Genomic DNA, 10,773 nt, shown 5'->3' with positions numbered 1-10,773 from the left:
CGCCGGGTTTGATGCGGATGCCTGCACATGCGCGCAGGCTCGCCAGCACGCGCTTCGGCGAGCGCGGTGTTCTCAGCCCGTGAAGGCCTGGACCGTGCGGAAGCCCAGCCAGGTCAGGCACAGCGATCCACCCAGGTGCAGCGCCAGGGTGGCGAGCGCCAGGCCGGGCCGACCGCCCATCAGCATGCCGACCACTTCGGCCGAGAAGCTGGAAAAGGTGGTCAGCGTGCCGAGAAAGCCGGTGATGACCATGAGGCGCCAGGCCGGGTCGATGTCCGGCAACTGATTGAAGACGGCGATCGAGACGCCGATGAGGTAGCCGCCGATCAGGTTGACCGCCAGCGTGCCCCAGGGCAGCAGGCCGCCCGGATTGAGCCAGAGCGCGAGGCCCCAGCGAAGCAGGGCGCCGACGCAGGCGGCCGCACAGATGACCAGGACGTTGAGCAGCATCGGGCGATTATGGCGAGGCGTTCGATGCCGTCGCGGCACGCTCGAGCGTGCCGCACCTCTACTTCTCTGCGCCCATCATCACGTCCGGCAGGATGGTCACGATGCCCGGGAACAGCGTGATCAGCGCGATGCACACCACCAGGCAGAAGAAGAAGGGAATGGCCGCCCTGGCGATCACGTTGCTGTCCTTGCCCGTCATGTTCTGCAGCACGAACAGGTTGAAGCCCACCGGCGGCGTCACCTCCGCGATCTCGACCAGCAGCACGATGAAGATGCCGAACCAGATCAGGTCGAAACCCGCTTTCTGGATCATCGGCAGCACCACCGCGCTGGTCAGCACGATCATCGAGATGCCGTCGAGTGCGGTGCCGAGGATCAGGTACACCACCACCAGCGCACCGATCAGCGCATAGGGCGACAGGTGCATGCTGTCGACCCATTCCGCTAGCTCGCGCGGGATGCCGGTGAAGGCCATGGTCTTGGTCAGGAAAGCTGCACCGGCCAGGATGAACATGATCATGCAACTGGTGCGCGTCGCGCCCATCAGCGCGTCCTTGAAGTTCTTCCAGCTCAGGCTGCGGCCCCATGCCGCAATCGCCAGCGAGCCCAGCACGCCGAAGGCCGCGCATTCGGTGGCCGTGGCCCAGCCGGCGACCAGGACCCAGACGATGAAGACGATCAGCAGCGCGCACGGGATCAGATTGCCCGACAGGCGGATCTTCTCCATGAAGGTGGTCGGCGGGTCGGCCGGCGGCACCTTGGTCGGATTGCGCAGGCTCCACCAGGCGATGTAGCCGGAGAACAGCAGCATCAGCAGGAAGCCCGGCAGGAAGCCGGCGAGAAAGATCCGGATGATCGACGCGTCGGCTGCCACCGCGTACACGACCATCGTGATCGATGGCGGTATCAGGATGCCCAGTGTGCCGGCCGTCGCCAGCGAACCGATGGCCAGCTTCTCGTCATAGCCGCGGCGCGTGAGCTCCGGCAGCGCCACCTTGGCGATGGTCGCGCAGGTGGCGGCCGAGGAGCCCGACACCGAACCGAACACGCCGCAGCCGATGATGGTGGTGTGCATCAGCCGGCCGGGCACGCGGTTCAGCCAGGGGCGCAGGCCCTCGAACATCTCCTCGCTGAGCTTGGTGCGGAACAGGATCTCGCCCATCCAGATGAAGAGCGGCAGCGCGGCCAGTTCCCAGCTCGCGTTGCTTTCCCAGAAGGAGGAGAAGAGGTTCTTGGCCGGCAGCGTGTTGGTGAAGAAGGCCTGGCCCACCCAGCCGACGATGGCCAGGGTCATCGCGATCCAGACGCCGCCCGCGAGCAGCACCAGCATGATGACGAGCAGCAGTGCGCCCATCAGGAGGGTTTCGATCATTTCGGTGTTCCATCACGCGTCGTGCAACCTGGTTCAGGTGCACCCGCGGCGTCGCAAGCGCGTCGGGGGTGAGTCATACATCCGACGAGAAGTCGCCAGCGGCATGGCGTTCCTCGACGGCGCGCTGGTAGCTGGGCTTCTCGCCGCGCACCACGCCCACCATCTCGTCGATCATCGCGATCAGCAGCAGCCAGCAGCCGATCACGAAGGTCGACTGCGGAATCCAGATCGGGATCACGACCAGCCCGGTCGCCATTTCGGCGAACTCGTAGCTTTCCCAGGTGAAGCTGGTGGCGGCATAGGTGAGGTAAGCGACCGACACCGAAGCGATCAGCAGGCAGCTCACATCGAGTGCGCGCCTCACCCTGGGGCTGGACACGTCCAGCAGCAGCGTGACGCGCACGAAGTCGCCATGCCGGAATGCGTGCGCCATGGCAAAGAAGGCGGCCGCGGCGCAGAGCCAGGCGACCACGTCGTTGAGGCCGCTCACATGCCAGTTCATCTGCCGGCCGACGCCGGCCAGGATCATCAGCACGAAGATCAGGAACACGCAGAGCGCGCCGAGCGCGCCTGCGCCGTCGTAGAGGCGGTCGAGGAAGCGGCGCACGGTCAGGTCTCCGGCTGGTGGATCGTGCGCATCACGGCGTACCCGGCCCTGGGCTGCGAGGCACGGGGCGATGAGCGTGAGGATCTCGTCATGGCTTCTTGTAGGCATCGACGATCGCTGCACCGTCGGCACCCGCAACCTTGAGCCAGTCGGCCTGCATGATGCCGCCCACCTGGCGCATGTCGGCGTCGAGCTTGGCCGACGGCTTGTGGATCTTCATGCCGCGGTCGGTCAGCAGGCGCTTGTATTCCTCGTTCTTCTCTTCCGCGACCTTCCAGCCGCGGGTTTCGGCTTCGGCCGCGGCCTTGAGCACGGCGGCCTGTGTCGGTGCATCCAGTGCATCGAAGGACTTGGCGTTGACCAGGATCGCGTTCTTCGGAATCCACGCCTGGGTGTCGTAGAAGTTCTTGATGCTTTCGTAGGTCTTGGTGTCGTAGCCGGTCGAGCCGGAACTCATGTAGCTCTCGATCACGCCGGTTGCCATGGCGGCGCTGAGTTCGGCCTGCTGGATCTGCACCGGCTGGGCACCGATCAGTTCGGCGATCTTGGCCGTCGCCGGGCTGTAGGCGCGCCATTTCACGCCTCGCAGATCGGCGACCGAGCCGATCTCCTTTTTCACATAGATGCCTTGCGGTGCCCAAGGCACCATGAAGAGCACCTTGATGCCCTGCGCGGCGAGCATCTTCTCCATGGTGGGCTTGGACGTTGCATACAGCTTCCTGGCTTGCGGATAGGTCGTCGCAAGAAAGGGAACGCCGTCGAGCGCGTAGATCGGGTTCTCGTTGGCGAAGTTCGCGAGCAGGATTTCTCCTGCTTGGGCCTGCCCGCTCTGCACCGCGCGCTTGATTTCAGGCGCCTTGAAGAGCGACGCGTTGGCATGCACGGTGATCTTGACCTTGCCGCCAGTGGCCGCGTCCACGTCCTTGGCGAACTGGGCGATGTTCTCGGTGTGGTAGTTCGTGGCCGGGTAGGCGGTCGGGAGATCCCACTTGGTTTGGGCGAAGGCGGCGGAACCGAAAGCGAGGCCTGCGAGGGCGATGCAGAACTTGTGATTCATGGGCTCTCCAGAATGAGGAAAAGGTTGGGCGACGGCAGCATACGTGCAAATATCAGGCCATCTTTCAATCCGCTTTCAATGATTACCCTGAGCAGGCGGGTCGCCAAAATGCAAAAAGCCGTCCTGGAGGACGGCTTTTGATGGCGGGTGGATCGACCCGGCGCTGTCAGGGCTTCACTGGCTTGGTCGATGCGTCGGCCTTGGCATCTGCCTTCGCAAATTTCGCTGGCTTGGCTGCAGGCGCTGCACCTTTGTAGCTCTCGCCGTTGACCGTCAGGCCTTCGGCCGACAGTTTCGCCGCCGCCTTTTCCTTGACGCCCTTCACGCGGGTCATCAAGTCGGTCCAGTCTTTGAACGCTGACTGTTGCCGTGCGTCGACGATGCGCTTGGACATCGCAGGACCGACGCCCTTGAGTCCATCGAGCTCGGCCACGGTGCCCTTGTTGGCGTCGACGGCGGCGAACGATGCGACCGCAAACAGCATGGCCGTCACTGCCAGAATTTTCTTGAACATGAAACTCCCTCTGGATATTGGATTGAAAAGTAGCGATGCGCTCCGGTGTTCCCGGCGCGCGCGACGAGCCTATCGGCTTCCGCTTGCTTTTCGATCTCTCTGTCAGAGGAGTTCAGAGTTCTTCGACGCGTCGTGGCGGATAGCTGTCCCAGGCCTGGCAGCCAGGGCAATGCCAGAAGTGCTGATGCGCCTCGAAGCCACAGGCCGCGCAGCGATACCGCATCAATGGGCGCGTCGCCTGATCGATCGCGCGCTGAACCTGCGGATGGAACTGCTCATGTTCGAAGCGCTCGCCGGCCAGCCAGCGCGAGGCGGCAACGAGCGACGGTTGATGCGACAGGTGCGCGATATAGCCATCGCGCGGCGTCAGTCCTTCGGCGGGCGGTGCGTCTCCTGCCGGGGTTGGCGTTCCACCGAGCGCGATGATGGCTTCGAGCACATCGATCGATGGTGCGTCCGCGTAGCGTCGCTGAAGCAGCGCCAGGCCATCGTCGCGGCGCTGCGCGCCGATGGCCGTCTGTTGCAGCATGGCCGCATAGAGCGGCAGGGCGAGGGGCGCGCGTTCGCTCAATCCGACGAGCGTGTTGAATGCCGCCCCTGCTTCACCATTGCGCAGTTGCAGGGCAGCGGTGTCGATGGCCGGGCGTGGCGCGTCGGGTGCCGCTTCGACGGCGCGCCGCAGCAACTGGGCAGCGCCCGCGATGTCGCCTGCCGCCAACTGTTCCGACGCCTGTTCGCAGAGGTGATGCGCGCGTCGCGCTTCGTAGCTGGCTTGCTCGGCATCGTCGAGCTTCTGAGCGATCTCGGCCGCCTGCACCCATTCGCGCGAACGCTCGTAGATCGCGAGCAGGGAAAGGCGTGCTTCGTTCTCGAAGCGGGTGCCTTCGAGTTTCTGCAGCGCCGTTTCTGCACGGTCCAGCAATCCGGCACTGAGGAAGTCCTTGGCCAGCGCATGTTGTGCGCGGTCCCGGTCGTTCCGGGTGAGGTCGCCGCGACCCAGTAGGTGCTCGTGGACGCGCACGGCGCGCTGGTACTCGCCGCGACGGCGAAACAGGTTGCCGAGCGCGAAGTGCAGTTCCTGCGTGTCCGGATCGTTCTGCACGGCCTCGATGAACGCATCGATCGCCTGATCCTGCTGCTCGTTGAGCAGGAAGTTCAGGCCGCGGAAATACGCCTTGGGTGCCTGGCGGTTTTCAAGTCTCAGCTGGCGGATGTCGAAGCGCGAGGCGAGCCAGCCAAGAACGAATGCGATAGGAAGGCCGAGAAGCAGCCACGTGAAGTCAAAGTCCATGCTGTCGAACGGCGGGAAGATCGGTGGCAGCGAGGGTCGCTGCGGGGGTGGGCGTGGTTGTGGGCGCAGCGGTGGGAATCTGCGCTGCGGCGGGACGTTGCGTAGCGGCGCTTCGATGCCGCCACCAGCCCGGCAGCATACCCAATGCGCCAACGACCACACCGCCGGTGAAGCCGGCCAATACCACCAGCACCAGCGGTGCGCGCCAGTAGGTCCCGAAGAAGAAGTAGACGGTCGCGTCCTGCTGGTTGTTCAGCGCGAAGGCGAAGAGGGTAAAAAAAATGGCTGCCTTGAGCAGCCAGAGGAGGTATTTCATGCGCGTCCCCGTTGGCCCAGGGATTCTAGGCCGAGGCGCGTGCTTCAGTTCTTGCCGTCTTTACGCGAATCCAGCTCTGCGGTCCGGGCATCGACGGCCTCGCGCAAAGCCTTGCCCGGCTTGAAATGCGGCACGCGCTTTTCAGGAATCTGCACGCTGGCACCCGAGCGCGGATTGCGTCCGATGCGTGGCGGCCGCCGATTCACCGAGAAGCTGCCGAAGCCGCGGATCTCGATGCGGTGGCCGCGCACCATCGCGTCGCTCATCGCGTCAAGAATGGTCTTGACGGCGTATTCGGCATCGCGGTGGGTCAGTTGCGCAAAGCGGGCTGCAAGTTCTTCGACAAGGTCTGAGCGGGTCATGGTGGCGAAAACACGTAGACGAAAAAAAAGACAGGGCGGCCTCTCGGCCGGCCCTGTCTCCTGACAAGACTTTACTTGTCGCTGTTGTCCAGCTTGGCGCGCAGCAGGGCGCCCAGGCTGGTCGTGCCGGCGTTTTCGCGCGACGACTGTTGCTGCAGGTTGGCCATGGCGCCTTGCTCGTCGGCCATGTCCTTCTGCTTGATCGACAGCTGGATGTTGCGGGTCTTGCGATCCACGTTGATCACCACGGCCGTGACTTCGTCGCCTTCCTTCAGCACGTTGCGTGCATCTTCCACGCGATCGCGGGAGATTTCGCTGGCGCGCAGGTAGCCGAGGATGTCTTCGCCGAGGTCGATCTCAGCACCGCGAGCGTCCACGGTCTTGACCTTGCCCGTGACGATCTGTCCCTTGTCGTTCACGGTCGTGAACGTGGTGAACGGATCGCTGTCGAGCTGCTTGATGCCCAGGCTGATGCGTTCGCGGTCGACGTCGACTGCGAGCACCAGAGCCTCGACTTCCTGGCCCTTCTTGTAGTTGCGAACCGCGGCTTCGCCGGCTTCGTTCCACGAGAGGTCGGACAGGTGAACCAGGCCGTCGATGCCGGCAGCCAGACCCACGAACACGCCGAAGTCGGTGATCGACTTGATCGGGCCCTTGACGCGGTCGCCGCGCTTGGTGTTCTGCGCGAACTCTTGCCACGGGTTGGCCTTGCACTGCTTCATGCCAAGGCTGATGCGGCGCTTGTCTTCGTCGATCTCGAGGACCATGACTTCGACTTCGTCGCCCAGCGAGACGATCTTGTTCGGAGCGATGTTCTTGTTGGTCCAGTCCATTTCGGAGACGTGCACCAGGCCTTCGATGCCGGGTTCGAGTTCGACGAACGCGCCGTAGTCGGCGATGTTCGTGACCTTGCCGAACAGGCGGGTCGATTGCGGGTAGCGGCGCGAAACGCCCATCCACGGGTCGTCACCCATTTGCTTCAGACCCAGCGAGACACGGTTCTTTTCGGTGTCGAACTTGAGGATCTTGGCGGTGATTTCCTGGCCGGCCTGAACGACTTCGCTCGGGTGGCGGACACGGCGCCATGCCATGTCGGTGATGTGCAGCAGGCCATCGATGCCGCCGAGGTCGACGAACGCACCGTATTCGGTGATGTTCTTCACGACGCCGCGGACGACAGCGCCTTCCTTCAGCGTTTCCATCAGCTTGGCGCGTTCTTCGCCCATGCTGGCTTCGACCACGGCACGACGCGACAGCACGACGTTGTTGCGCTTGCGGTCGAGCTTGATGACCTTGAATTCCAGGGTCTTGTTTTCGTACGGGGTCAGGTCCTTGATCGGACGCGTGTCGATCAGCGAGCCCGGCAGGAATGCGCGGATGCCGTTGACCAGAACGGTCAGGCCGCCCTTGACCTTGCCGCTGGTGGTGCCGGTCACGAAGTCGCCGGATTCCAGGGCCTTCTCGAGTGCGAGCCACGAAGCCAGACGCTTGGCGGTGTCGCGCGAGAGGATGGTGTCGCCGTAGCCGTTTTCGACGCTGCCGATGGCAACGGAAACGAAATCGCCGGCCTGAACTTCGAGTTCACCCTTGTCGTTCTTGAACTCCTCGATCGGCACGTACGCTTCGGACTTCAGTCCGGCGTTCACGACGACGTGGTTGTGTTCGACACGCACGACTTCGGCGGTGATGACCTCGCCGCTGCGCATTTCGGAACGCTTCAGGGACTCTTCGAATAGGTCGGCAAAAGATTCAGACATTGTGTTTTCCTTCCGTCATGCAGGGTTTGCAGGCACACCATTGCGACTGCGTAGGGTCTGGAGACGGCGGTTGTGGGCTTGTCGGCCCGGGTTGAGTTGAACAAACCGGCAGGCCGATGCGCTGTCGCGCGGTGGGGACTTGCCGGAGCGAAGAGCTGCTCAGGCGGACCCGAACGGCTGCGTCTGCTGCCACCACGACAGAACCTGGTCGACCGACTGAACGATCGAAAGGCTGGAGTTGTCGAGGAGGCGAGCATCCTGCGCGGGTTTGAGAGGCGCCACGCTGCGGGAGGAGTCCCGGGCGTCGCGTGCTTCCAGGTCGGCGCGAAGATCGTCGAGTGTAGTTGAAATCCCTTTAGAAATCAACTGCTTATAGCGGCGCTCGGCGCGCTGGCCGGCGCTGGCCGTCAGGAAGACCTTGAGCTTCGAGTCCGGGAAGATGACGGTGCCCATGTCGCGTCCGTCGGCGACCAGGCCGGGCAGGCTGCGGAAGCGCTTCTGCAGCGCGAGCAGGGCCGCGCGCACGGCGGGCAGCGCGGAAACGCGCGAGGCGTCGAGGCCAGCCGCTTCGGCGCGGATGGCGTCGCTCACGTCTTCGCCGTCCAGAAGGACCTTGCCCTGGCGGAATTCCAGCGGCAGGTGCTCGGCGAGCTCGGCGATTCGCGCTTCGTTCTCGGGCTCCGGTGTCAGGCCCTGGCGACGGGCGACCAGGCCAGTCACGCGGTACAGCGAGCCCGAATCGAGGTAGCGGTAGCCCAGCGCGTGCGCGATCTCGACGGCGAGCGTGCCCTTGCCCGAGGCGGTGGGGCCGTCGATGCAGATCACGGGAATATCGGCTGCCTCCACCACCGAGAAGAGCGTCTCGAAGTAATCCGGGAAGGTCTTCGCGACGCAATGCGGCTCGAGGATGCGCACCGCGATGGCGTCCGGATTGAAGGCCGCCAGCGAGAAGCACATCGCGACCCGGTGGTCGTCGTACGTCTTGATCGATGCCGCCCGCCAATGGCCAACCGCCAGTGGGTGCACGCGGATGAAATCCGGTCCGGATTCCACGGCGGCGCCGAGCTTGCGCAGCTCGTTGGCCATCGCGTCGATGCGATCGGTTTCCTTGACCCGCCAGCTTGCGATGTTGCGCAGCGTGCTAGGGCCGTCGGCGTAGAGCGCCATGACCGCGAGCGTCATGGCCGCATCGGGGATGTGGTTGGCGTCGAGGTCGATCGCCTTCAACGGCCAGGCACCGCGGCGCACCTGAAGCCAGTTGGCACCGCTGTCGATTCGGGCACCCATCTGCTCGGCAGCTTCGATGAAGCGGATGTCGCCCTGGATCGAATCCGCACCGACGCCTTCGATGCGGATGCCATGGCCCGATGGATCGGCCGCGATGGAACCGAGTGCAATGAAGTAGCTGGCCGACGACGCATCGGCCTCGATGTGGATCTCGCCCGGCGAGCGGTACTGGCTGCCGGCTGGGATCGTGAATCGCTCCCAGCCATCGCGCCGCACGGCGATGCCGAAGCGCGCCAGCAGGTTCAGCGTGATCTCGATGTAGGGGCGGGAGATCAGCTCGCCGACGACCTCGATCACGATGTCGGCCTTTGCGGCCAGCGGCAGCGCCAGCAGCAGCGCCGTCAGGAATTGGCTGGATACGTCGCCGCGAACGCGGATCGGTTTGTCGAGCGCGAGTGCGCCGTGTTTGACCGGATGGATGCGCAGCGGCGGGTACCCGGGATTGCCGAGGTAGTCGATGTGGCAGCCGAGCTGCGTGAGCGCGTCGACCAGGTCGCCGATCGGTCGCTCGTGCATGCGCGGAATGCCGCGCAGTTCGAAGTCACCGCCCATCAGCGCGAGCGCTGCGGTCAACGGGCGCATCGCGGTGCCCGCGTTGCCGAGGAACAGATCGGCCTGCGTTGCGTGAGCCCGTCCGCCGAGACCTTCGATGCGCAGGCTGCTGCCCGACCGTTCGATGTTGCAACCCAGGGCGCGAAGTGCATCGAGCATGACGCGCGTGTCGTCGGAATCCAGCAGGTCGTGAACGGTGGTCATGCCGCTCGCGAGCGCGGCCAGCAGCAGGACGCGGTTCGAGATGCTCTTGGAGCCCGGCAGTTGAACGGTGCCGCCAGCCGATGCAAGCGCGGGAATGTCGAGGAAAGGAGAGGAGAACATCGCGTCAGCCGGTGGTCGAGCCGGAGCCCATCTTCCATTGCGATCGAAGGCCGCTGGCCGAGGCGATCGCGTCCTTGAGCGCTGTCGATTCACCTGCTTGCATCATCGCCTCGAGTGCGTCGAGCGCCTGCCGGAAGGCCCGGGCCTGCAACAGCACCTGTTCGCGGTTGGCAAGCAGCACATCGCGCCACATCGTCGGATCGCTCGCTGCGATGCGCGTGAAGTCACGGAAGCCGGGGCCGGCGAGTTCGAGGAATCGCTGTCCGTCAGGCTGTGACGCTATGCCGTTGGCGAATGCGAAGGCCAGCAGATGCGGCAGATGGCTCACTGCGGCGAAGGCGCTGTCGTGCGCTTGCGGCGTCATCGTGAGCACCTGGGCGCCGATGGCCGACCAAAGTGTTGCCGCGCGCTGGATGTTGGCGAGTCGGGTGGTCTCTACCGGCGTGAGCACGACTTGCCGGCCGCTGTACAGCGCCGCATCGGCGTGCTCGACACCCGAGAGTTCCTTGCCTGCGATCGGGTGGGCCGGTACGAAACTGCCGAACTGCGTCTGCAGGCCGCGCCGGGCGGCTTCGATCACGTCCGACTTGGTGGAGCCGACGTCCATCACCAGCGTCTCGGCCGAGATGCCGGCGCGGATGGCGGCAAAGGTGGCTTCCGAGGCGGCCACCGGCACCGCGACCAGCACCAGGTCGGCGCCCGATACGGCGAGCAATGCCGATGACGCCGCCTCATCGATCACGCCAAGCTGCTGCGCATGTTCGGTGGTCGACGGCGACTTGCTGTAGCCGACCACCCGCTTGACCAGCTTGGCGCGCTTGAGTGCCAGGGCGAAGGAGCCGCCCATCAGCCCGCAGCCGATCAGACCCAGTTGGTTGAACATC

General features: G+C 64.6%; 11 protein-coding genes. All 11 read right to left on the bottom strand.

Annotated features, from left to right (window positions below):
- Positions 1–72: 72 nt before the first annotated feature.
- On the bottom strand, positions 73–450 hold the full coding sequence (crcB, locus tag AC07PZ_RS10260) for a fluoride efflux transporter CrcB (RefSeq protein WP_495294948.1): 378 nt from the start codon (positions 448–450) through the stop codon (positions 73–75).
- A gap of 58 nt (positions 451–508) precedes the next feature.
- A complete protein-coding gene (locus AC07PZ_RS10255; protein WP_495294947.1) occupies positions 509–1,822 on the bottom strand; it encodes a TRAP transporter large permease in 1,314 nt (437 codons plus the stop codon).
- A gap of 73 nt (positions 1,823–1,895) precedes the next feature.
- On the bottom strand, positions 1,896–2,429 hold the full coding sequence (locus AC07PZ_RS10250) for a TRAP transporter small permease (protein WP_495295167.1): 534 nt from the start codon (positions 2,427–2,429) through the stop codon (positions 1,896–1,898).
- Positions 2,430–2,517: 88 nt separating this feature from the next.
- Positions 2,518–3,486, bottom strand: coding sequence for a TRAP transporter substrate-binding protein (locus AC07PZ_RS10245; RefSeq protein ID WP_495294946.1), 969 nt, complete (start codon positions 3,484–3,486; stop codon positions 2,518–2,520).
- Between the two features lie 166 nt (positions 3,487–3,652).
- Entirely contained in the window at positions 3,653–4,000 is a 348-nt protein-coding gene (locus AC07PZ_RS10240) for a ComEA family DNA-binding protein (RefSeq protein ID WP_495294945.1), read from the bottom strand.
- Positions 4,001–4,112: 112 nt separating this feature from the next.
- Positions 4,113–5,291, bottom strand: coding sequence for a lipopolysaccharide assembly protein LapB (gene lapB / locus AC07PZ_RS10235; protein ID WP_495295166.1), 1,179 nt, complete (start codon positions 5,289–5,291; stop codon positions 4,113–4,115).
- Positions 5,281–5,607 (bottom strand): LapA family protein, encoded by a 327-nt coding sequence (locus tag AC07PZ_RS10230; protein WP_495294944.1) that lies wholly within the window; start codon positions 5,605–5,607, stop codon positions 5,281–5,283. The genes lapB and AC07PZ_RS10230 overlap by 11 nt, the downstream gene beginning before the upstream one ends.
- A 44-nt stretch (positions 5,608–5,651) precedes the next feature.
- Complete coding sequence (locus AC07PZ_RS10225; protein ID WP_495294943.1) at positions 5,652–5,969, bottom strand: integration host factor subunit beta; 318 nt, start codon at positions 5,967–5,969, stop codon at positions 5,652–5,654.
- Positions 5,970–6,040: 71 nt separating this feature from the next.
- Positions 6,041–7,726 (bottom strand): 30S ribosomal protein S1, encoded by a 1,686-nt coding sequence (gene rpsA, locus AC07PZ_RS10220; RefSeq protein WP_495294942.1) that lies wholly within the window; start codon positions 7,724–7,726, stop codon positions 6,041–6,043.
- A 159-nt stretch (positions 7,727–7,885) separates the two neighbouring features.
- Positions 7,886–9,889: a bifunctional 3-phosphoshikimate 1-carboxyvinyltransferase/cytidylate kinase gene (locus AC07PZ_RS10215; protein ID WP_495294941.1), complete on the bottom strand. Its 2,004-nt coding sequence runs from the start codon at positions 9,887–9,889 to the stop codon at positions 7,886–7,888.
- Positions 9,890–9,893: 4 nt separating this feature from the next.
- Positions 9,894–10,772: a prephenate dehydrogenase gene (locus tag AC07PZ_RS10210; protein ID WP_495294940.1), complete on the bottom strand. Its 879-nt coding sequence runs from the start codon at positions 10,770–10,772 to the stop codon at positions 9,894–9,896.
- Position 10,773: the final 1 nt, after the last annotated feature.

It is taken from the genome of Variovorax sp. GW821-FHT10B04 (assembly GCF_059415645.1).
This window is presented reverse-complemented; position numbering and strand designations above follow the sequence as displayed.

Excerpts from the sequence above, each read along its gene's own strand:
- crcB (WP_495294948.1), bottom strand. The coding sequence starts at position 450 with ATGCTGCTCAACGTCCTGGTCATCTGTGCGGCCGCCTGCGTCGGCGCC.
- AC07PZ_RS10255 (WP_495294947.1), bottom strand. The coding sequence starts at position 1,822 with ATGATCGAAACCCTCCTGATGGGCGCACTGCTGCTCGTCATCATGCTG.
- AC07PZ_RS10245 (WP_495294946.1), bottom strand. The coding sequence starts at position 3,486 with ATGAATCACAAGTTCTGCATCGCCCTCGCAGGCCTCGCTTTCGGTTCC.
- AC07PZ_RS10240 (WP_495294945.1), bottom strand. The coding sequence starts at position 4,000 with ATGTTCAAGAAAATTCTGGCAGTGACGGCCATGCTGTTTGCGGTCGCA.
- lapB (WP_495295166.1), bottom strand. The coding sequence starts at position 5,291 with ATGGACTTTGACTTCACGTGGCTGCTTCTCGGCCTTCCTATCGCATTC.
- AC07PZ_RS10230 (WP_495294944.1), bottom strand. The coding sequence starts at position 5,607 with ATGAAATACCTCCTCTGGCTGCTCAAGGCAGCCATTTTTTTTACCCTC.
- AC07PZ_RS10225 (WP_495294943.1), bottom strand. The coding sequence starts at position 5,969 with ATGACCCGCTCAGACCTTGTCGAAGAACTTGCAGCCCGCTTTGCGCAA.
- rpsA (WP_495294942.1), bottom strand. The coding sequence starts at position 7,726 with ATGTCTGAATCTTTTGCCGACCTATTCGAAGAGTCCCTGAAGCGTTCC.
- AC07PZ_RS10215 (WP_495294941.1), bottom strand. The coding sequence starts at position 9,889 with ATGTTCTCCTCTCCTTTCCTCGACATTCCCGCGCTTGCATCGGCTGGC.
- AC07PZ_RS10210 (WP_495294940.1), bottom strand. The coding sequence starts at position 10,772 with ATGTTCAACCAACTGGGTCTGATCGGCTGCGGGCTGATGGGCGGCTCC.